At 62.6% G+C, this 20,580-nt stretch carries 17 protein-coding genes; 12 read left to right on the top strand and 5 right to left on the bottom strand.

The window, feature by feature from the left end; translation table 11 throughout:
- Window positions 1–64: 64 nt before the first annotated feature.
- A complete protein-coding gene (lgt, locus tag P2T68_RS34430; protein ID WP_277378870.1) occupies window positions 65–877 on the top strand; it encodes a prolipoprotein diacylglyceryl transferase in 813 nt (270 codons plus the stop codon).
- Between the two features lie 52 nt (window positions 878–929).
- Window positions 930–1,763, top strand: coding sequence for a thymidylate synthase (locus tag P2T68_RS34425; protein ID WP_024077947.1), 834 nt, complete (start codon window positions 930–932; stop codon window positions 1,761–1,763).
- Window positions 1,764–2,088: 325 nt separating this feature from the next.
- Here P2T68_RS34425 and cadR read toward each other — a convergent pair whose 3' ends face one another.
- Entirely contained in the window at window positions 2,089–2,538 is a 450-nt protein-coding gene (gene cadR, locus P2T68_RS34420) for a Cd(II)/Pb(II)-responsive transcriptional regulator (protein ID WP_024077946.1), read from the bottom strand.
- 84 nt (window positions 2,539–2,622) lie between these two features.
- Here cadR and P2T68_RS34415 point away from each other — a divergent pair, with 84 nt between their 5' ends.
- The 8 genes from P2T68_RS34415 (at window position 2,623) to P2T68_RS34380 (ending at window position 12,135) form a co-directional block, all read left to right on the top strand.
- A complete protein-coding gene (locus tag P2T68_RS34415; RefSeq protein ID WP_277378869.1) occupies window positions 2,623–4,887 on the top strand; it encodes a heavy metal translocating P-type ATPase in 2,265 nt (754 codons plus the stop codon).
- 16 nt (window positions 4,888–4,903) lie between these two features.
- Window positions 4,904–5,767, top strand: a complete 864-nt coding sequence (locus tag P2T68_RS34410) for a LysR family transcriptional regulator (RefSeq protein WP_024077944.1) — start codon at window positions 4,904–4,906, stop codon at window positions 5,765–5,767.
- 144 nt (window positions 5,768–5,911) lie between these two features.
- Window positions 5,912–6,976, top strand: a complete 1,065-nt coding sequence (locus P2T68_RS34405; RefSeq protein ID WP_277378868.1) for a putative 2-aminoethylphosphonate ABC transporter ATP-binding protein — start codon at window positions 5,912–5,914, stop codon at window positions 6,974–6,976.
- A gap of 1 nt (window position 6,977) precedes the next feature.
- The gene (locus tag P2T68_RS34400) at window positions 6,978–8,690 is read left to right on the top strand and encodes a putative 2-aminoethylphosphonate ABC transporter permease subunit (protein ID WP_277378867.1); all 1,713 of its coding nucleotides are present in this window, start codon (window positions 6,978–6,980) and stop codon (window positions 8,688–8,690) included.
- A 22-nt stretch (window positions 8,691–8,712) separates the two neighbouring features.
- Window positions 8,713–9,738 carry a putative 2-aminoethylphosphonate ABC transporter substrate-binding protein gene (locus P2T68_RS34395; RefSeq protein WP_024077941.1) on the top strand — a complete coding sequence of 342 codons (1,026 nt, stop codon included), beginning with the start codon at window positions 8,713–8,715 and terminating at the stop codon, window positions 9,736–9,738.
- Between the two features lie 73 nt (window positions 9,739–9,811).
- On the top strand, window positions 9,812–10,945 hold the full coding sequence (locus P2T68_RS34390) for a TIGR03364 family FAD-dependent oxidoreductase (protein ID WP_277378866.1): 1,134 nt from the start codon (window positions 9,812–9,814) through the stop codon (window positions 10,943–10,945).
- Window positions 10,945–11,499 (top strand): phosphonate degradation HD-domain oxygenase, encoded by a 555-nt coding sequence (locus tag P2T68_RS34385; RefSeq protein WP_041161315.1) that lies wholly within the window; start codon window positions 10,945–10,947, stop codon window positions 11,497–11,499. Before P2T68_RS34390 ends, P2T68_RS34385 begins: the two co-directional genes overlap by 1 nt.
- 93 nt (window positions 11,500–11,592) lie before the next feature.
- On the top strand, window positions 11,593–12,135 hold the full coding sequence (locus P2T68_RS34380; protein ID WP_277378865.1) for a hypothetical protein: 543 nt from the start codon (window positions 11,593–11,595) through the stop codon (window positions 12,133–12,135).
- A 5-nt stretch (window positions 12,136–12,140) separates the two neighbouring features.
- On the opposite strand, the gene P2T68_RS34375 is transcribed toward P2T68_RS34380, so the two are convergent.
- Both P2T68_RS34375 and P2T68_RS34370 read right to left on the bottom strand, forming a co-directional pair.
- Window positions 12,141–13,508, bottom strand: a complete 1,368-nt coding sequence (locus P2T68_RS34375) for a DUF3482 domain-containing protein (protein ID WP_277378864.1) — start codon at window positions 13,506–13,508, stop codon at window positions 12,141–12,143.
- Window positions 13,501–14,880: a DUF2868 domain-containing protein gene (locus P2T68_RS34370; RefSeq protein ID WP_277378863.1), complete on the bottom strand. Its 1,380-nt coding sequence runs from the start codon at window positions 14,878–14,880 to the stop codon at window positions 13,501–13,503. Before P2T68_RS34370 ends, P2T68_RS34375 begins: the two co-directional genes overlap by 8 nt.
- Before the next feature lie 90 nt (window positions 14,881–14,970).
- Here P2T68_RS34370 and P2T68_RS34365 point away from each other — a divergent pair, with 90 nt between their 5' ends.
- Complete coding sequence (locus tag P2T68_RS34365) at window positions 14,971–15,483, top strand: dihydrofolate reductase (protein WP_150053771.1); 513 nt, start codon at window positions 14,971–14,973, stop codon at window positions 15,481–15,483.
- 92 nt (window positions 15,484–15,575) lie between these two features.
- On the opposite strand, the gene P2T68_RS34360 is transcribed toward P2T68_RS34365, so the two are convergent.
- A complete protein-coding gene (locus P2T68_RS34360) occupies window positions 15,576–16,967 on the bottom strand; it encodes an L-cystine transporter (RefSeq protein ID WP_024077934.1) in 1,392 nt (463 codons plus the stop codon).
- A 241-nt stretch (window positions 16,968–17,208) separates the two neighbouring features.
- On the opposite strand from P2T68_RS34360, the gene P2T68_RS34355 reads away from it, so the two are divergent.
- Window positions 17,209–18,270, top strand: a complete 1,062-nt coding sequence (locus P2T68_RS34355) for a haloacid dehalogenase-like hydrolase (protein ID WP_277378862.1) — start codon at window positions 17,209–17,211, stop codon at window positions 18,268–18,270.
- Window positions 18,271–18,398: 128 nt separating this feature from the next.
- On the opposite strand, the gene ilvD is transcribed toward P2T68_RS34355, so the two are convergent.
- Window positions 18,399–20,240, bottom strand: a complete 1,842-nt coding sequence (ilvD, locus tag P2T68_RS34350) for a dihydroxy-acid dehydratase (RefSeq protein WP_024077932.1) — start codon at window positions 20,238–20,240, stop codon at window positions 18,399–18,401.
- Window positions 20,241–20,580: the final 340 nt, after the last annotated feature.

Genomic DNA, 20,580 nt, shown 5'->3' with positions numbered 1-20,580 from the left:
CGCAGGCTTAATCGCGCCCGGGCATGGTCCGGCGCCATAACGAATGATTTAACGAGGAGTCGCAATGCTGCCTTACCCGCAGATCGACCCGGTGGCCCTGGCCATCGGTCCGCTGAAAATCCACTGGTACGGGTTGATGTACCTGATCGGCATCGGCGGCGCCTGGCTGCTGGCCTCTCGGCGTTTGAACCGTTTTGACCCGACCTGGACCAAGGAAAAACTCTCCGACATGGTGTTCTGGCTGTCGATGGGGGTGATTGTTGGCGGGCGACTGGGGTATGTGCTGTTCTACGATCTCTCGGCGTATATCGCCAACCCGACGCTGATCTTCGAAGTGTGGAAGGGTGGCATGGCGTTCCACGGTGGGTTTATCGGCGTGATGATCGCCGCCTGGTGGTTTGGCCGGCGCAACGGCAAGTCGTTTTTCCAACTGATGGATTTCGTCGCACCGCTGGTGCCGATCGGCCTGGGTGCCGGGCGTATCGGTAACTTCATCAACGCCGAGTTGTGGGGCAAGCCGACCGACGTGCCGTGGGCCATGGTGTTCCCGCCGTTCAGCGACCCGGCACAGCTGCCGCGCCATCCGTCGCAGCTTTACCAGTTCGCCCTGGAAGGGGTGGCACTGTTCCTTATCCTGTACCTCTTCTCGCGCAAACCACGTCCCACCATGGCGGTGTCGGGTATGTTCGCGTTGTTCTACGGGATCTTCCGTTTCATCGTCGAGTTCGTGCGCGTGCCGGATGCGCAACTGGGCTACCTGGCGTGGGGCTGGCTGACCATGGGCCAGATCCTCAGCCTGCCGATGATCCTGGCCGGCCTGGGCTTGCTGTGGTGGGCCTACAACCGCCCGCAACCGCTGAAGAACACCGAGCTTTAAATTCGAACGCCGAGGCCTGCGAGGTCTCGGCTTCAACGATACGGGTAATGACATGAAGCAATATCTCGAACTACTGAACGACGTCGTGACCAATGGCCTGACCAAAGGCGACCGTACCGGCACCGGCACCAAGGCCGTGTTCGCCCGTCAGTATCGGCATAACTTGGCCGACGGCTTCCCGTTGCTGACCACCAAGAAGCTTCACTTCAAGAGCATCGCCAACGAGCTGATCTGGATGTTGAGCGGTAACACCAACATCAAGTGGCTGAACGAAAACGGCGTGAGAATCTGGGACGAGTGGGCCACCGAAGAAGGTGACCTGGGCCCGGTGTACGGCGAACAGTGGACCGCCTGGCCGACCAAGGATGGCGGCACGATCAACCAGATCGACTACATGGTGCACACGCTCAAGACCAACCCCAACAGCCGTCGCATCCTGTTCCACGGCTGGAACGTCGAGTACCTGCCGGACGAAACCAAGAGCCCGCAGGAAAACGCGCGCAACGGCAAACAAGCCCTGCCACCGTGCCACCTGCTGTACCAGGCGTTCGTGCATGACGGCCATCTGTCGATGCAGTTGTACATCCGCAGCTCCGACGTGTTCCTCGGCCTGCCCTACAACACCGCCGCGCTGGCGCTGCTGACCCATATGCTGGCGCAGCAATGCGACCTGATCCCTCATGAGATCATCGTCACCACCGGCGACACCCACGCCTACAGCAACCATATGGAACAGATCCGGACCCAGCTGGCGCGCACGCCGAAGAAGCTGCCGGAACTGGTGATCAAGCGTAAGCCGGCGTCGATCTACGACTACAGGTTCGAAGACTTTGAAATCGTGGGCTACGACGCCGACCCAAGCATCAAGGCCGACGTGGCTATCTAACGTCGGTCTCGGTTCCACTGTGGGAGGGGGCTTGCACCCCGATTGCAGTATGTCAGCCACCTAATACTTAGCTGATCCACTGCTATCGGAGGCAAGCCCTAATGCCGTTCAGTTAAGCGTACATCGCCTTCTGTAGGAGCGAGCTTGCTCGCGAAAAACGTCAACGATAACGCGTGTTTCCTGAGTGAACGCGGCGCCTGTGAGTTCTTCGCGAGCAAGCTCGCTCCTACAAAAAAGCCTTAACTATGTCAGCCACCTAATACTTAGCTGATCCACTGCTATCGGAGGCAAGCCCCCTCCCACATTTGATCTGTGTCGCCTTGAGTCAGTGGCCGTGGCTTCTGCCCACGTGCGAAGGCTCAGCCTCGCTGGCAGCGACACCGCCGCTGACCTCCAGCCGCTGCAAAATCCCGCACTGGTCCAGCTCCGGCCCGCTGCCACAGCGCTGGCGCAGGTCGATCAACTGTTCCTGCAACGCCAGCAGCCCATCGATCCGCGCTTTCACATGGTGGATATGCTCATCGATCAATGCATTCACGTTTTCACACTGGTCCTGCGGGCTGTCGCGCAGCCCGAGCAGGCTGCGGATTTCTTCCAGGGTCATGTCGAGGCTGCGGCAATTGCGGATAAACACCAGCCGTTCGGTGTGCGCCTGGGTGTACACACGGTAGTTGGCCTCGGTGCGCGCCGGGGGCGGCAGCAGGCCTTCCTTCTCGTAATAACGGATGGTTTCCACCGGGCAGTCGGTCAGTTTGGCCAGTTCGCCGATCTTCATCGCAGCAATCTCCAAATGGGTGCTTGACCCTATAGTGGCTACAGGGTCTTTACTTGGCAACAGGCACCTTACGGACGCGACCTGATGAGCGACTCCTTCCACACCCCGCATAAGCATGACCACGATCACGACCATGAGCACGATCATGCGCCGAAGAAACTTGCGCCCGTGCATGATCACGGCCACGGCGGCTCCTGCTGCTCCGGTACCCCGGCGCCTGCATTGGTGCGACTGAGCGATGCCCAGACCGCCGGCTCACGCCTGAGCACCTTCCGTATCGAAGCCATGGACTGCCCCACCGAGCAAACGCTGATCCAGAACAAACTGGGCAAGTTGGCCGGCGTGCAGCAACTGGAGTTCAACCTGATCAACCGCATACTCGGCGTCACCCATGACCTGCCGAGCACCGCGTCGATTGTCGAGGCCATCAAATCCCTGGGCATGCACGCCGATCCGATCGAAGAGGGCGTCCCGGCCGCCGAGCCGCCAGCCAAGAAGCACTGGTGGCCGCTGGCGCTGTCTGGCGTGGGCGCACTGGGCGCCGAAGTGTTGCACTTTACCAATGCCGCGCCGACCTGGGTGATCGCCATCGTGGCGCTGGTATCGATCCTCAGTAGCGGCCTCACCACCTATAAAAAGGGTTGGATAGCCCTGAAAAACCTCAACCTGAACATCAACGCGCTGATGAGTATCGCGGTCACCGGCGCGATCCTGATTGGCCAGTGGCCGGAAGCGGCGATGGTGATGTTCCTGTTCACCGTGGCCGAGTTGATCGAAGCCAAGTCCCTGGACCGGGCGCGCAACGCGATCAGCGGCTTGATGCAGATGACGCCGGAGCAGGCCACGGTACGGCAGGCGGATGGATCGTGGGGCGTACAACCAGTCAAAAACATCGAACTGGGTGCAATCGTGCGGGTTCGACCTGGCGAGCGCATTGGCCTGGACGGCGAAGTTACCGCCGGCCAATCCACTGTCGACCAGGCGCCGATCACCGGCGAAAGCCTGCCGATTGAGAAGGCAGCGGGCGATAAGGTCTTTGCCGGCACTATCAACCAGGCCGGCTCCCTGGAATACAAGGTGACGGCGGCAGCCAACAATTCCACGCTGGCGCGGATCATTCACGCGGTGGAACAGGCCCAGGGCGCGCGTGCACCGACCCAGCACTTTGTCGACAGCTTCGCGAGGATCTACACCCCGGCTGTGTTCCTGTTCGCCCTGGGCGTGGCGTTGATCCCGCCGCTGTTCATGGCCGGCATGTGGTTTGACTGGATCTACCGCGCGCTGGTGCTGCTGGTGGTCGCGTGCCCCTGCGCGCTGGTGATCTCCACCCCGGTGACCATTGTCAGCGGCCTGGCCGCCGCGGCGCGCAAAGGCATCCTGATCAAGGGCGGCGTGTACCTGGAGGGCGGTTACAAGCTCGACTACCTGGCCCTCGACAAGACCGGCACCCTTACCCACGGCAAGCCGGTGCAAACCGATTACCTGGCGCTGTTCCCGAATGTCGAAGACAGCGCACCGGCCCTGGCCGCGAGTTTGGCCGCGCGGTCCGATCACCCGGTGTCCCTGGCGATCGCCTTGGCGGCTGTGGATAAAAACCTGGCGACCCACGCTGTGGATAACTTCGCAGCGCTGGCCGGTCGCGGTGTGCGCGGCGATATCAACGGTCAAACCTACCACCTGGGCAACCACCGCCTGGTGGAAGACCTGGGCCTGTGTTCGCCAGCCCTGGAAGAAAAACTCTTCGCCCTGGAAAAACAAGGCAAGTCCGTGGTGCTGCTGCTCGACACATCCGGCCCGCTGGCGCTGTTCGCCGTGGCCGATACGGTCAAGGACAGCAGCCGCGAAGCCATCCAGCAGTTGCATGAGCTGGGCATCAAGACCCTGATGCTCACCGGCGACAACACCCACACCGCCCAGGCGATCGCAGCCCAGGTCGGCATCGACCAGGCCCAGGGCGACCTGTTGCCCACCGATAAGCTGCAAGCCATCGAAACGCTCTACGGCCAAGGCCACCGCGTGGGCATGGTCGGCGACGGCATCAACGACGCCCCGGCCCTGGCTCGCGCCGAGATCGGTTTTGCCATGGCCGCCGCAGGCACGGACACCGCCATCGAGACCGCCGACGTCGCCTTGATGGACGATGACTTGCGCAAGATTCCCGCATTCATTCGGTTGTCGCGGCAAACGTCGAGTATCCTCAAGCAGAACATCGCCCTGGCGCTGGTGATCAAGGCCATCTTCCTGGCCGTTACTTTCCTGGGCATGGCCACCATGTGGATGGCGGTGTTCGCCGACATGGGCGTGAGCCTGCTGGTGGTATTCAATGGCCTGCGCCTGCTGCGCAAATAGACGATGAGAGGGTGGTGTGCTGAGTGCCGAGCTGAAGGCGTTTTATCTGGTCGCCCGCCTGGGCAGCATCACCCAGGCGGCGAAAAAACTCGGCCTGAGCCAGCCCACCGTCACCACCCAGGTGCGCAACCTGGAGAGCCAATACGGCGTTGAGTTGTTCTACCGTGGCGGCCGCCGTCTCACCGTCAGCGACGAAGGCGCGCGCCTGTTGCCGATGGTCAAGACGCTGTTGCAGCAGGAAGCGGACATCGAGTTTTTCCTGCGCAACAGCGGTCAGGTCCAAGGGGCGCTGAGGATTGCCGCGACGGCGCCGTATTACATCCTCGACCTGGTCAAAGCCTTTCGCGAACGCCTGCCGCACGTGGAGGTGTCGGTGGAAATCGGCAACTCCCAGCAGGTGCTCGAGGCCCTGGACGATTACCGTGTAGACGTCGCTGCCTCCTCGCAATTGCTGGAAGACCCCCGTTTGATCCGCCGCGTATTGGGCACCGACCCCCTGGTGCTGGCGGTGCATCGCAACCATCCCCTGGCCAAACTGGATCATGTGCCGTTGACCGCGCTCGCCGGCCATACGCTGTTGATGCGTGAGGCGGGTTCTACCACGCGACGGCTGACGGAAGAGATGCTGCAAGGCGCCGGTGTGAGTTATGGGCCGCTGCTGGAAATCGGCAGTCGCGAGTCGATTCGCGAAGCAGTGCTGCGCAATATCGGCATCAGCATCATCGCCCGCCAGGAAGTGCCCCATGACCCGCAGTTACGGGTGCTGACCATCGAGCATGCACCGCAGATTCCGGAATATCTCTACTGCCTCAAGGAAAGAAAAGGCGCTCGGTTGCCGGCGGCGTTTTTGGGGTTGGCGCAGGAAATGTCGCCGATCTGAAGCCTTGTGGTAGACCAGGCAACCCATCTCTGAATGGCCTACCCAAATCCACCAATACCACTATCGCCATGTTTTGCCTTTCTGCCACACCAGGGACGCATTGGCTGCCTAGCATGGCCCTCATCCGTTTGATGAGGTGCCTCCATGAACACAGCCCTGAGCAACCCCGGCGCGCCAATGAAGGTGCGCGGTGTCCAGAAACGCTTCGGCGCCTTTACCGCGCTGGACAACGTGTCCCTGGACGTCGCCGCCGGCGAGCTGGTGTGTCTGCTGGGCCCGTCGGGTTGCGGCAAGACCACCTTGCTGCGTTGCATCGCCGGCCTGGAGCGCCAGGACAGCGGTGAACTGTACCTGGGCAGCCGGGATGTTTCCCTGCTGCCGCCCCAGGCACGGGACTACGGCATTCTGTTCCAGTCCTACGCGTTGTTTCCCAACCTCAGCGTCGAAGCCAATATTGGCTACGGCCTTACCGGCAGCGGCCGTGATGAAGTGCGCCAGCGTGTCGGGCAGATGCTCGAACTGGTGGGCCTGCTCGGCAGTGAAAAGAAATACCCAGGCCAACTGTCCGGTGGCCAACAGCAGCGTGTCGCCCTGGCCCGTGCGCTGGCGCCAGCACCGTCGTTGCTGCTGCTGGACGAGCCGATGTCGGCCCTCGATGCCCGTGTCCGCGAGCATTTATGCACCGAGTTGCGCCAACTGCAACGGCGCCTGGGCATCACCACCCTGATGGTCACCCATAATCAGGATGAGGCCATGTTGATGGCCGACCGCATCGCCGTGATGAACAACGGCAAGGTCGAGCAATACGCCACGCCCCAGGAAATCTATGATCGCCCGGCCACGCCGTTCGTGGCCGAATTTGTCGGCCAGGGCAATTGGCTGCCGTTCAGCCGCAACAGCGCGAGTCACGCCCAGGTCGGCGGGATGAACATGCGCCTGGCCGACGACGCGGGTGGGGCTTCCTCCGGCCGCCTGTTCTGCCGCCCGGAAGCGATCAGCGTCAACCCGCCGGTGCATGAAGAAAACCTGTTCCCGGCCAAGGTCCGCGAGATCACCTTCCTGGGTAACCGCTGCCGCATGAGCTTTGAACTGGAGCAGTTGCCTGGGCATCCGCTGTTGGCCGAGCTGGCCCCGGAAGCCATGCCACGCCTGGGCGCCCAGCACATCTGGGTCGCCTTGCCGCCGCGTAGCCTGCAGGTGTTTGCCTGAGATGGCCGTTGATATGAGCTTGCCGATACCGCGCCAGGTTTCCCGTGCGGAAACCGGCGACCGCCTTTTTGTGCTCGGCGGCAAACTGTTGTGGCTGTGCCTGCTGGGTGTCGCGGTCCTGCTACCGCTGTTGGCGATCTTCTGGCGTGGCTTCAGCAGCGAGGCGGGGCAGGGCGGTGGCCTGGTCGCTGCGCGAGAGCTGGTGGGCAGCGCCAACTTTCATTGGCTGTTGGGCAATAGCCTGAAAGTTTCCCTTAGCGTGGCGGCTATCGTCGTACCGCTGGCCTACCTGTTTGCCTACGCGCTGCAACGCACCCTGATTCCCGGTAAGGCCATCTGGCGTGGCCTGTCGTTACTGCCGTTGATGGCACCGTCGATGCTGCCGGGGATTGCATTGGTGTACCTGTTTGGTAACCAGGGCCTGTTACGTGGCTTGCTCTCGGAGAATATCTACGGCTTCTGGGGCATTGTCCTCGGCGAAGTGATCTACACCTTCCCACATGCCTTGATGATCCTGTTGTCAGCGCTTTCCTTGGCGGATGCGCGGTTATTCGACGCGGCATCGAGCATGGGCGCCAGCCCCGCCCGAGCATTTCGCAGCATCACCTGGCCGGCCACGCGCCAGGCGGTGTTCGCCGCGTTCTGCCTGGTGTTCACCTTGACCGTCACCGACTTCGGCGTGCCCGTGGTGGTCGGCGGCGATTATCAGGTGTTGGCGCTGGAAGCCTACAAGGCGGTGGTGGGCCAGCAACAGTTCGGCCGCGGTGCGTTGATTGGCATGGTGTTGCTGCTGCCGGCGCTGTTCAGCTTTGGCGTGGACGCCTGGTTACGTCGTCGGCAGGGTGATTCGATGAGTGGCCGCGCCCAGGTGTTCCAACCCGCGCCATCGCGGCTGCGGGACGCCTGCTACCTGGCCATTGTGCTGGGGATGTGTGCCGTGTTGCTGCTGGTGTTCGGCATGGCGGTGTACTCCTCGCTGGTGAAGTTCTGGCCGTACAACCTGTCGCTGTCGCTCAACCACTACCAGTTCGAAGACACGGCCGGCGGCGGCTGGCTGGCCTATCGCAACAGCCTGACCCTGGCACTGTGCACCGCGTTGATCGGCAGCGTGCTGATCTTCACCGGCGCCTACCTGATGGAAAAGACCCAGGGCCAGAAGGGCCTCAACCTGGCGCTGCGCCTGCTCAGTTTTGTGCCGATGGCCGTGCCGGGCTTGGTGTTGGGCCTGGGTTATGTGTTCTTCTTCAACCTCAACGGCAACCCGCTGCATGTGTTCTACGGGACCATGACCTTGCTGGTGGTGTGCACCATCGCGCACTACCTGACCACTGCCCAGATGACCGCGACCACTGCCCTGCGCCAGCTGGACGCCGAGTTCGAAGCCGCTGCGCTGTCCCTCAAGGCGCCGCTTTATCGCCACTACCTGCGGGTGACCGTGCCGATTTGCCTGCCGGCACTGCTGGATATCGTGCGCTACCTGTTTGTGTCGGCGATGACCACGGTGTCGGCGGCAATTTTTCTCTACAGCCCCGACACCATTCTCGCCGCCGTCGCCGTGCTGAACATGGACGACGCCGGCAACGTGGGCGGCGCGGCGGCGATGTCGACCCTGATCCTGTTCACTTCGGCCGCCGTCTCGCTGCTGCTGGCGTGGGCCTCACGCGGCCTGTTGCGTCGCTCCCAAGCCTGGCGTCAAACCGCGCCCGGTCAATAACCCTCGATAAAGGAAGTGCACCATGTTCAAGCCCCTGGCGCTGGCCGCTGCTGTACTCAGCGTATTCAGCCTGAATGCCTTTGCCGCGAAAACCGAGCTGACCGTGTACACGGCCCTCGAAGCCGAGCAGTTGAAGACCTACAAGCAGGCCTTCGAGAAGGCCAACCCGGATATCGATATCAAATGGGTGCGCGACTCCACCGGCATCATCACCGCCAAGCTGCTGGCCGAAAAAGCTCGCCCGCAAGCCGACGTAGTGTGGGGCCTGGCCGCGTCGAGCCTGGCGATTCTCGATCAGCAGGGCATGCTGGATAACTACGCGCCCAAGGACCTGGACAAGATCGGCAAGCACTACCGTGACGCCGCCAACCCACCGGCCTGGGTCGGCATGGATGTGTGGGCCGCGACCATTTGCTTCAACACTGTCGAAGCCGAGAAACAGGGCCTGACCAAGCCGGTGAGCTGGCAGGACCTGACCAAGCCCGAGTACAAGGGCAAGATCGTCATGCCCAACCCGGCATCGTCCGGCACCGGCTTCCTGGATGTGAGCGCCTGGCTGCAAACCTTCGGCGAGAAGCAGGGCTGGCAGTACATGGACGACTTGCACCAGAACATCGGCCAATACGTTCACTCCGGCTCCAAGCCCTGCAAGCTGGCGGCTTCCGGTGAATTCCCGATTGGTATTTCCTTTGAGTACCCGGCCGTGCAGCTCAAGCGCCAGGGCGCACCGCTGGACATCATCCTGCCGAAGGAAGGCCTGGGCTGGGACATCGAAGCCACCGCCGTGATCAAGGGTTCCGCCCACGCCGATGCGGCGAAAAAACTCGCCGACTTCTCTGCCAGCCCCGCCGCGATGGACCTGTACAAAGAAAATTTTGCGGTCCTCGCCCAGCCGGGCATCGCCAAGCCGCAAACCGAACTGCCGGCCGACTACGAGCAGCGCCTGATCAAGAACGACTTTGGCTGGGCGTCGAAGAATCGCGACAGCATCTTGACCGAGTGGCGTAAGCGCTATGACGGCAAGTCGGAGAAGGTCGCGGGTCAGTAAGGCTTTCGTTAGGGCTACTGGCCTCATCGGGGGCTTGCCCCCGATAGCGGTCTTGAAAACAGGACATCACTCAATGACACACCACAGCGACCTGCTGATCGTCGGCGCCGGCATCCTCGGCCTGTCCCACGCCTACGCCGCTGCCAGGCGCGGGCTCAAGGTCAGGGTGTTCGAGCGCAGCGCCACCCCGCTGGGCGCCTCCGTGCGCAACTTTGGCCAGGCGCTGGTCACGGGCCAACCACCGGGGCCGATGCTCGACCTGGCTCGGGAGAGCCGCGCGATCTGGGACCAATGGGCACAACTCGCCAGCCTGCAACTCAAGCGCAATGGTTCTTACCTGTTCGCGCGAACCGAAGCGGAAGAACATCTGCTGGAAGCCTTCTGTGCCGGCCGCGCGCAGGAGCACGGCTATCACGTCGAACTGCTGCAAGGCGCGGCAATGAAGGACCTGTACGGCGGCCAGTTCCGCCATCACCGCGCCGCGCTGCATGGCAAGGACGATCAGCAACTGTATTCGCGCGAAGCGATCCCGGCGCTGATCAACTACCTTCGCCATGAACTGAAGGTGGAGTTTCACTTTTCCACCCTGGTGCGCGATGTGGAACCGGGCCAGTTGCACAGCACGGCCGGCAGCTTTCGTGGCGAGCAGATCATCGTGTGTTCCGGCCATGACTACCAAACCCTGCTGGCCGAGGCCATCGCCGAACTCAACCCGCAGATCTGCCGGCTGCAAATGCTGCGCGCCCGGCCTGCACTCAACCTTAACCTGCAACACGCCTTGCTCACCGGCCTCAGTTGCGTGCACTACGGTGCGTTTGCCGACTTGCCGGAAGCGGCGGCGGTACAGGCGCAGATCCTGCGGGAGGCACCGTACCTGCATGAACACGGCATCCACCTGCTGATCAGCCCGACGCCCCATGGTGAGCTGATCATCGGCGATTCCCATGATTACGGCAGCGATCCGTCGCCGTTCAACGCCGAACACGTGGATAACTGGTTGGTTGAGCTGGCCGAGCACACCTTGGGGTGCAGGATCCAGGTGGTGGAGCGCTGGCAAGGTGTCTATGGCTCGCGCGGGCCGGGACCGTTTTCATTCCTGCGTGCTGCTCCAGGGGTGAACGCGGCGTTGATGCACACCGGTGTAGGCATGAGCGTGGGGCCGGCGATGGCCGAGCGAAATATCAGTGCGTTGTGGGGGGCGGCATGATGAACCCGGAACAGGCAATCGCCGAGGTGTTTGGCTTGTACGAGCAGCACGGCGCGGCGGATTACATCGGCGAACCGGTGTCGCAGATCGAGCACATGTCCCAAGCCGCTCAGTTGGCCATGGCCGAGGGCTTTGATGATGAAGTGGTGTTGGCGGCGTTCTTCCACGATATCGGCCATCTCTGCGGCCAGGGCGGCGAGAACATGGGCGGTTATGGCGTGGCCAGCCATGAGCGGCTGGGCGCCGATTACCTGCGCCGCGTCGGTTTCAGCGAGCGCCTGGCGCGGCTGGTGGAATATCACGTCGAGGCCAAGCGCTACCTGACCTTCAGCCAGCCGGACTACTACGCCCGGTTGAGCGAAGCCAGCCGCCGCACGCTGGCGTATCAAGGCGGGGCAATGACGCCTGACGAAGCGCGGGCGTTCGAGCAAGACCCGCTCTACGCGATCAGTCTGCGTCTGCGCCACTGGGACGAACAGGCCAAGCAAGCGCAGGTGCCGGTGCTCGACCTGCAGCTACTCAAGGCCAAGGCCGCGCGGCTACTGGCTGCGTAGATTGGCCTTACGCCAAATGCAGATGCGCCGCCTAGAGCCCCTGAGGTCGGATCACTAAGGTGGCTTGCTTCTTCAATCCAAGGAGCAACGCTGATGCGCTACTTAAAAGTGACGGCCCAGGACATGGGCGGCAACGGTCGGGCAGACACCGTCATCCTGCACTTCTATGAGCAGCAGGCTGGCCGTCCCGATGAACTGATCCACGAGATCTTCGCCGTGGACATGAGCGCGGACGGTCGGGTCGACCTGCAATGGGCGGACGATCTGAACCCGGTCACCCGCCCCTGTCGGCTGGAAAAACAGCGGGTGGACACTTTCGCCGACTGCTTTTTGAAGTTGAACTGGTTCAATCGGCGCAGCCACTGGCAGCGCACGTTGACGCTGTACGTCGATCATTACGCCAAGGCCGGCACGCCCAACGCGGTCAAGCTGGAATTCCAAGAGCGCACGGCGTCGCAGTGCAAGGGTTCGCTGATCTACAAGGCGGCGGCCTATGACGGCGATGGCGACGGGGTGCTGGAATCGTTTACCAACAGTGACATCGACCGCGACGGTATTGCGGACAAGGCCGATAAAGAGCTGATCCGCACGTTATGCACGACCTTTCTGGGCTTTGAGTGGTACGCGCGTCAATAAGCCGGTCAGGCTTCATCGAGTCGGGCGGCCAGGGCTTCGACCTGCTCCTGACGCTCGGCCTGGCTCAATTTGGCGTTTGGGTTGAGGGACGACCATTGCGGGTGAGCGCGGGCCTTGTGCAAGGCTTCCGGCAGCTTGCCTTCACGCCAGGTCTTGTCCTGCGGCGTGTCGACCTTGATGCTGTGCATCGCCGCATGACCGCGCAGGTTAAGGGCCTTGAGCAACTGGCGTTGGCGCAGGGCGAGCAGGCGCAGCACGCTATCGTCGACGGTCAGCTCACGCTGGCCTTTGATTTTGCCCAGCAGTCGGCTGCCATAGCTGCGCGCGGTTTGCAGTGCGCCGCCGGCAATCGCGCCGGCCAGGGCGGCGGCGCCAAGCGTCAGGCCACCGACCAGCAGGTCCACACCGGCACCCGCGGCAGCGCCTGCGGCGATGCCACCTCCGACGCGCACGCCGAGTTGCTTGAGGGTTTCCGGGTTGAACAGGTCATCACCCCAGCGGCCGTCGAGCAAGGGCAGGTCGCTGGCGGAGGCATCCTGGGGGCGGAAGCCGAATAGTTTGAGCAGGGCTTCCACGCATTTTTGTTCGCGCTGGCGCACCGCTTTGCGCAGGTCACCGATGGCTTGCTGTTCGTCTTCGGTGACCACGCTGCGGCGGCAAGCGGCGCAGTCGATCAGCAATTCGGCAATCAACCGCGCAGCGCTTTGCTGACGAGCCTGGCGTTGGGCGTGTTGATCGAGAATCAGCCTTTCCAGTTGCGGCCGCGCGTTTTCCAGCAGCAGGGCAAGGCTTTCATACAAGCGCCGTTCGCCGTCTTCCGGCGGCGCCACGCTGTCAAAGCGCACCAGCGCATGCAGGCCGAGGCGGGCCAGGGCTTCGCGCCAGTCCGGCTCGCGGTGGTCGTTGCTGCTGACAAAGTTGAGTACGGGCAGCAGCGGTTTGCCGCAACTGGCCAGCACTTGCAGTTCATCGCGGTACTTGGCCAGCACCGGCTCGCGGGCGTCGATCACATACAGGCCGGCGTCGGAGGCGAGCAACTGACGCAGCACCTTGGCTTCCTGTTCGAACCGCTGGCGCGCTTCGCTGCCGTCCAGAAACCGCACCAGGCGTGCAGGGCCGTCCAGGCGTTCGCCGGGGCGTTCCAGGCGCTCCAGATAGTCGAGCAGGGCGATGGCATCTTCCAGGCCGGGGGTGTCGTAAAGCTCCAGCAAGGCTTCGCCATCCACCGACAAACGCGCGCCTTCGACATGGCGTGTGGTGCTGGGGCGATGGGAGACTTCGCCGAAGCCGACGTCACGGGTCAGCGTGCGCAGCAGGGAGGTCTTGCCGACGTTGGTGTGGCCGACCACGGCGAGTTTCAGCGGTTTAGTCATGACCGGTCTCCAGCCAGTTCAGCGGCGCGCAATCGGCGAACGGTAGTTCAAGCTGTTGCAGCGCGGCGTGCCAGTCGCCCAGGCGCTCGGCATCCAGCGCCTGGCCGGGCGGGGCTTGCAGCAGCCACACCCGGGTAGCGCTGGCGCTGCGTGCCAGCTCGGCGATCAGCGCCAGGCTGCCGCGGTCCGGCGAGCGGCGTGGATCGCAGGCGATGGCCAGGCGCGCAGGTGGAAAGCGGGCGAGTTGTTCCAGCAGCTTGTTGCGCGATTCGCGGCTGTCGAGGATGCCGGCGTTCTTGACGCTGAAGGGCAGCTTGGGCGGCCAGGGGTGCTGGTCGTCCAGCTCGATGGCCACCAGCAGCGCGCCATCGCTTTCCAATTCACTGACGCCGCCGCTGACGTGGTGCAGCTGTTCGGGCGCGGCATCGTTGACCCCAAGGCGCTCGCTGCTCGGCATCAGGCGTTCGCGCAACTGGCTGTAGCCGGGCAGGTTGAGGTCCAGGCGCAGGGCGGCGCGCCCGCGTTTCCAGCGCCACAGGCACAGCAGGGCGAGGATCAAGCGGGGCATCAAGCCATAGACCAGCAGCACGCCCACCAGCCAGGCGGCCCAGGCTTGGCGGGCGCTTTCGATATTCAGCGCGGAATCGCCGCTGGCGCGGATCATGTCGACGGTTGGCACATTGAAGCCCAGCAGGGCGGGCAGGGTGCCGAGGGCCTGGGTGACGGCGACAAAGGTATCGGCGCCCAGAATGGTGGTTTCCCACACAAAGCCGTAGCGGCGGGTAGCGAGCAGCGTCAGCAGAATCACTAGGGCACTGAGCAGCGCCAACACCCACAGGCTGTTGACCAGCACACCGACCGCCCAGCGATTGAGTTTCTGTCGTTGCAGCAGCAGTAAAAGCGCTGGCGCCAGTTGTGCGGCCTTGGCGTCACGGGCGAGCTTTTCGCTGAGCCACAACCACAGTCGCCCAAGGCTGGCGCTGTGTTCGCCGGCAAACAGCAGGCCCAAAGCCCAGCTGATTAACAGGATCAGGTTTAAGCCGAGCAGGCTGCCCAGGGCCCAGAATACGTTCACCGGGATCAAGCCGTTACCCAGCGCAGCAAAGGCCAGGCCGGCACCGCTGATTACTGCGACTATTGCCAGCAGCAGCAGCGCCAGGCGCGCACCTTGCAGCCAGCGAGCAAGGGCCGCCGTCAGGCCATCGCGCTCGGCCAGGTGCAGAGCGCGCTGCTGGATGCGCGTCGGCAGATCGCCGCCGGCCGTACGGGCCAGGCGGTTGGCTTCGAGGTCTTCCAAGGGGCCGGCGTGTTCTTCACGCAGGCGCACGGTTTCCGTCAGCCAGAGTGTGTGCAGGGGGGTCAGTGCAGTCACGCGCCGTCCTGTTGTGTTCGTGAGCCTGGAGCATAACCGCTGTGCACCTGGTTGGGGTACGCGGCGTGCTGCTCTGGTATTCTCGTCGCCATGAAAAAAACTCTCCCTTTAAGCCTGATCGCAGCCCTCGGTGAAAACCGTGTGATCGGCGTCGACAACAGCATGCCCTGGCATTTGCCGGGGGATTTCAAATATTTCAAGGCCACCACCCTGGGCAAGCCGATCATCATGGGGCGCAAGACCTGGGATTCCCTGGGCCGACCGCTGCCGGGGCGCTTGAACATTGTGGTCAGTCGTCAGACCGATCTGGCGCTTGAAGGTGCGGAAGTTTTTCCGTCACTCGATGCCGCCGTGGCGCGGGCTGAGGCCTGGGCGCTGGAGCAGGGCGTGGATGAGCTGATGCTGATCGGCGGCGCGCAGCTGTATGAGCAGGGGCTGGCGCAGGCGGATCGCCTGTATTTGACGCGGGTGGCGTTGAGCCCGGATGGGGATGCGTGGTTTCCGGAGTTTGATACGAACCAGTGGACGTTGGTCTCCAATCTGCCGAACCCAGCCGAAGGTGATAAGCCGGCTTACACCTTCGAAGTCTGGGAAAAAGTCTAAAAGCATCGGGGGCAAGCCCCCTCCCACATTCGACCGCATTCTCATGTTGGAACTCGATCAACTGTGGGGGGCTTGCCCCCGATGGCGGTCTATCAGGCCTGCGCTAATTCGGCATGCTCATCGGCATCCAACAGCGCTTTATCCGTCTGCTGCATGATCTGGCTGGTAATCGCCCCCGCTGTCATCGAACCATTCACGTTCAACGCCGTGCGGCCCATGTCGATCAGCGGCTCCACGGAAATCAGCAGCGCCACCAGTGACACCGGCAAGCCCATGGCTGGCAATACGATCAGTGCGGCGAATGTCGCACCGCCACCCACGCCCGCCACACCGGCCGAGCTTAAGGTCACAATGGCCACCAGGGTCGCGATCCACAGCGGGTCCAGCGGGTTGATGCCCACGGTCGGCGCGACCATCACCGCCAACATGGCAGGGTACAGGCCGGCGCAGCCGTTCTGGCCGATGGTGGCGCCGAACGAGGCGGCGAAACCGGCGATGGAGTGCGGGATCCCCAGGCGACGGGTCTGCGCTTCGATGCTCAGCGGGATCGCCGCCGCGCTGGAGCGGCTGGTAAAGGCAAAGGTCAGCACCGGCCACACCTTGCGGAAGAAGCGCAGCGGGTTGATCCCGGCCAGCGACAGCAGCAGGCCATGCACCACGAACATCAGCCCCAGGGCCAGGTACGAGACCACGACAAAACTGCCGAGCTTGATGATGTCTTGCAGGTTGGAGCTGGCGACCACCTTGGTCATCAGCGCCAATACACCGTAGGGCGTCAGCTTCATCACCAGGCGCACCAGGCGCATCACCCAGGCTTGCAGGGTGTCGATGGCGTTGAGCACTTTCTGGCCTTTCTCCACGTCATCCTTGAGCAGTTGCAGCGCGGCAACCCCTAGGAATGCGGCGAAGATCACCACACTGATGATCGACGTCGGCTTGGCCCGCGCCAGGTCGGCGAACGGGTTGGCCGGCACGAATGAGAGCAGCAACTGCGGGATATTCAGGTCGGCGACCTTGCCCGCGTAATCGCTCTGGATGACTTGCAGGCGCGCCATTTCCTGGGTGCCGGCCACCAGGCCTTCGGCGGTGAGGCCGAACAGGTTGGTCAGGCCGATGCCGATCAGGGCTGCAATCGCCGTGGTGAACAGCAGCGTGCCGATGGTCAGGAAGCTGATCTTGCCCAGGGACGCGGCGTTATGCAGGCGCGCCACGGCACTGAGGATCGAGGCGAACACCAGCGGGATCACGATCATCTGCAGCAACTGCACATAACCATTGCCGACCAGGTCGAACCAGCCGATGGAGGCCTTGAGCACCGGGTTGCCGGCGCCATAAATGGCGTGCAGGGCCACACCGAACGCCACGCCCAGTACCAGGGCGAACAGAACCTTCTTGGCGAGGCTCCAGTGGGTGCGACGGGTTTGTGCCAGGCCCAATAGCAAGGCCACGAACACCAGTAAGTTGAGAATCAGGGGCAGATTCATTGAAGCTCCGTTGAGAAGGCAGCCAATCGCGTGAGCCTGCGATTGCGAACCGGGAAGCCTAACAGCTTGAAATATAATGATTTAATACCGATATGGAATGGCGTCTGTCGTTTTTGGAATAAGCGTTTGACGCTCAGGCACATGCCATTGGCGCAATCGCGATGGAGGCGGTCGTGCTCGGGCGGTAACTGTCACAGAGATTTGTTAGCGTCGATGTCTTTCACTCAGGGAGACAACGCCTATGAAGCTCGTACCGAAACTACTGGTATCCGCCGCATTCTGCCTAGGCCTCGCCAGCCAGGCGTTCGCCGCCACCGAGTTGAAGCACTGGCCGGCACCCGCCGCCAAGCAACTGGACGAAATGATCGCCGCCAATGCCAACAAAGGTAACTTTGCGGTGTTCGACATGGACAACACCAGCTATCGCTACGACCTCGAAGAGTCCCTGCTGCCCTACATGGAAAACAAGGGCCTGATCACCCGCGACACGCTCGATCCGTCGCTCAAGCTCATCCCGTTCAAAGACACCGCCGACCATAAGGAAAGCCTGTTCAGTTACTACTATCGCCTCTGCGAAGTGGACGACATGGTCTGCTACCCGTGGGTCGCCCAAGTGTTTGCAGGTTTTACCCTCAAGGAGCTCAAGGTTCAGGTCGATGAGTTGATGGCCTCCGGCAAGCCGGTACCGGTCAGCTACTTCGAAGGCGACGTGGTGAAGAACTCCGAAGTACAGCCGCCGAAAGTCTTCACCGGCCAGGCCGAGCTGTACAACAAACTGATGGAAAACGGCATCGAGGTGTACGTGATGACCGCTGCCTCGGAAGAGCTGGTGCGCATGGTCGCCGCCGATCCGAAGTACGACTATAACGTCAAGCCCGAGAACGTCATCGGCGTGACCACCTTGCTCAAGGACCGCAAGACCGGCGAGCTGACCACGGCGCGCAAGCAGATCAGCGCCGGTAAATATGACGAGAAAGCCAACCTCGGCCTGGAACTGACCCCGTACCTGTGGACCCCCGCCACCTGGATGGCCGGCAAACACGCCGCAATCCTGACCTACATCGACGAATGGAAAAAACCGGTGATCGTCGGTGGCGATACCCCCACCAGCGACGGCTACATGCTGTTCCACGATGTGGACGTGGCCAAGGGCGGCATCCATCTGTGGGTCAACCGCAAGGACAAGTACATGACCCAGCTCAACGGCATGATCGCCAAGCACGCGGCAGCGCAGGCCAAGGAAGGGTTGCCGGTGACGGCGGACAAGAACTGGGTGATCGTCAAGCCTGACGAAATCCAGTAACGGGCCGAATGCGGTCAAAAATGTGGGAGGGGGCAAGCCCCCTCCCACAGTTGATCTTCAGTGTTTTGAAGAGTTGTTCCAGGCAAAAAAATGCCCCGCACTTGGCGGGGCATTTTTATGCGCGAGGCTTACAGGCCGTCGAGCATCGCCTTGTTACGCACCGCGCCCTTGTCGGCACTGGTGGCCAGCAGGGCATAGGCTTTCAGCGCCGTGGTGACTTTGCGCGGACGCTTCTCCACCGGTTTCCAGCCTTTCTTGTCCTGCTCGACCCGGCGCGCAGCCAGTTCTTCGTCGCTGATCAACAGGTTGATCGAACGGTTCGGAATGTCGATCAGCACCTTGTCGCCATCCTGCACCAGGCCGATCGCGCCGCCAGCAGCGGCTTCTGGCGAAGCGTGGCCGATGGACAGGCCCGAGGTGCCGCCGGAGAAGCGGCCGTCGGTCAGCAGGGCACAGGCTTTGCCCAGGCCCTTGGATTTCAGGTAGGACGTCGGGTAGAGCATCTCCTGCATACCCGGGCCGCCTTTCGGGCCTTCGTAGCGGATGATCACGATGTCGCCTTCCTTGACTTCGTCGGCGAGGATGCCGCGTACCGCGCTGTCCTGGCTTTCGAAGATCTTGGCGTTGCCTTCGAACACGTGGATCGACTCATCCACGCCGGCGGTTTTCACCACGCAGCCGTCCAGGGCGATGTTGCCGTACAGCACAGCCAGGCCGCCCTCTTTCGAGTAGGCGTGCTCGACGCTGCGGATGCAGCCGTTTTCACGGTCGTCGTCGAGGGTGTCCCAGCGGGTCGACTGGCTGAACGCGGTCTGGGTCGGGATACCCGCCGGGCCGGCCTTGAAGAAGGTGTGCACGGCTTCGTCGTCCGTGAGGGTGATGTCCCACTTGGCGATGCCTTCGGCGAGGGACTTGCTGTGTACGGTCGGCAGGTCGGTGTGCAGCAGGCCGCCACGGGCCAGGGAACCCAGGATGGAGAAGATCCCGCCGGCGCGGTGCACGTCTTCCATGTGGTACTTCTGGATGTTCGGCGCGACCTTGCACAGTTGCGGCACGTGACGGGACAGGCGGTCGATGTCGCGCAGGTCGAAATCGATCTCGGCTTCCTGGGCCGCGGCCAGCAAGTGCAGGATGGTGTTGGTGGAACCGCCCATGGCGATGTCCAGGGTCATGGCGTTTTCGAACGCCTTGAAGTTGGCGATATTGCGCGGCAATACCGACTCATCGTTCTCGCCGTAGTAACGCTTGCACAGCTCGACGATGGTGCGGCCGGCCTGCAGGAACAGTTGCTCGCGGTCGCTGTGGGTGGCCAGTGTCGAACCGTTGCCCGGCAAGGCCAGGCCCAGGGCTTCCACCAGGCAGTTCATCGAGTTGGCGGTGAACATGCCGGAGCACGAACCGCAGGTCGGGCAGGCGCTGCGCTCGTATTCCGCGACCTTCTCGTCAGAAGCGCTGGAATCGGCGGCGATGACCATGGCGTCCACCAGGTCGAGGCCGTGGGAGGCCAGCTTGGTCTTGCCGGCTTCCATCGGGCCGCCGGAGACGAAGATCACCGGCACATTCAGGCGCAGGGCGGCCATCAGCATGCCAGGGGTGATCTTGTCGCAGTTCGAGATGCAGACGATGGCGTCAGCGCAGTGGGCGTTGACCATGTACTCGACGGAATCGGCGATGATCTCGCGGCTCGGCAGCGAGTACAACATGCCGTCATGGCCCATGGCGATGCCGTCGTCCACGGCGATGGTGTTGAATTCCTTGGCCACGCCGCCAGCGCGTTCAATCTCGCGGGCGACCAGCTGGCCCAGGTCCTTGAGGTGCACGTGACCCGGTACGAACTGGGTGAACGAGTTGGCAATCGCGATGATCGGCTTCTTGAAGTCGTCATCTTTCATCCCAGTGGCACGCCACAGCGCGCGGGCGCCGGCCATGTTGCGACCGTGGGTGGATGTTTTCGAGCGGTAATCAGGCATTGGAGCACTCCGGGCGGCTAATCGGTATCAAAGGGGAGTGAGCTTCTATTGACGTCTGGAACACCCGAAAAATGGCACTGATGTCCGGAAGTTGCCGCAAACGTGACGGGATCGCCGTGCGCATTGGCCTTGAGCTCATAAACCCGCCGGGGGATGACTGGCGATGAATAGGGCCGATTCTACACCGTCTTCCTGTAGGAGGGAGCTTGCTCGCGAAAAACGTCAACGATAACGCAGCGCTATCAGATGGCCCGAGTCGTCTATGAGTTTTTCGCGAGCGAGCTCGCTCCTACAGGGACCGGACATATTCAGAACCACTGTTTAAAAGGTCAGTCGACGC

Source organism: Pseudomonas sp. G11, from assembly GCF_029457515.1.
In the GTDB taxonomy this organism is placed as follows: Bacteria; Pseudomonadota; Gammaproteobacteria; order Pseudomonadales; family Pseudomonadaceae; genus Aquipseudomonas; species Aquipseudomonas gorinensis.
This window is presented reverse-complemented; position numbering and strand designations above follow the sequence as displayed.

What these genes read in the sequence shown, in the direction of transcription:
- P2T68_RS34390 (WP_277378866.1), top strand. Translation starts at nt 9,812, where the DNA reads ATGACACACCACAGCGACCTGCTGATCGTCGGCGCCGGCATCCTCGGC.
- cadR (WP_024077946.1), bottom strand. Translation starts at nt 2,538, where the DNA reads ATGAAGATCGGCGAACTGGCCAAACTGACCGACTGCCCGGTGGAAACC.
- P2T68_RS34380 (WP_277378865.1), top strand. Translation starts at nt 11,593, where the DNA reads ATGCGCTACTTAAAAGTGACGGCCCAGGACATGGGCGGCAACGGTCGG.
- P2T68_RS34425 (WP_024077947.1), top strand. Translation starts at nt 930, where the DNA reads ATGAAGCAATATCTCGAACTACTGAACGACGTCGTGACCAATGGCCTG.
- P2T68_RS34385 (WP_041161315.1), top strand. Translation starts at nt 10,945, where the DNA reads ATGAACCCGGAACAGGCAATCGCCGAGGTGTTTGGCTTGTACGAGCAG.
- P2T68_RS34365 (WP_150053771.1), top strand. Translation starts at nt 14,971, where the DNA reads ATGAAAAAAACTCTCCCTTTAAGCCTGATCGCAGCCCTCGGTGAAAAC.
- P2T68_RS34355 (WP_277378862.1), top strand. Translation starts at nt 17,209, where the DNA reads ATGAAGCTCGTACCGAAACTACTGGTATCCGCCGCATTCTGCCTAGGC.
- P2T68_RS34400 (WP_277378867.1), top strand. Translation starts at nt 6,978, where the DNA reads ATGGCCGTTGATATGAGCTTGCCGATACCGCGCCAGGTTTCCCGTGCG.
- P2T68_RS34360 (WP_024077934.1), bottom strand. Translation starts at nt 16,967, where the DNA reads ATGAATCTGCCCCTGATTCTCAACTTACTGGTGTTCGTGGCCTTGCTA.
- P2T68_RS34405 (WP_277378868.1), top strand. Translation starts at nt 5,912, where the DNA reads ATGAACACAGCCCTGAGCAACCCCGGCGCGCCAATGAAGGTGCGCGGT.
- P2T68_RS34415 (WP_277378869.1), top strand. Translation starts at nt 2,623, where the DNA reads ATGAGCGACTCCTTCCACACCCCGCATAAGCATGACCACGATCACGAC.
- lgt (WP_277378870.1), top strand. Translation starts at nt 65, where the DNA reads ATGCTGCCTTACCCGCAGATCGACCCGGTGGCCCTGGCCATCGGTCCG.
- P2T68_RS34395 (WP_024077941.1), top strand. Translation starts at nt 8,713, where the DNA reads ATGTTCAAGCCCCTGGCGCTGGCCGCTGCTGTACTCAGCGTATTCAGC.
- ilvD (WP_024077932.1), bottom strand. Translation starts at nt 20,240, where the DNA reads ATGCCTGATTACCGCTCGAAAACATCCACCCACGGTCGCAACATGGCC.
- P2T68_RS34375 (WP_277378864.1), bottom strand. Translation starts at nt 13,508, where the DNA reads ATGACTAAACCGCTGAAACTCGCCGTGGTCGGCCACACCAACGTCGGC.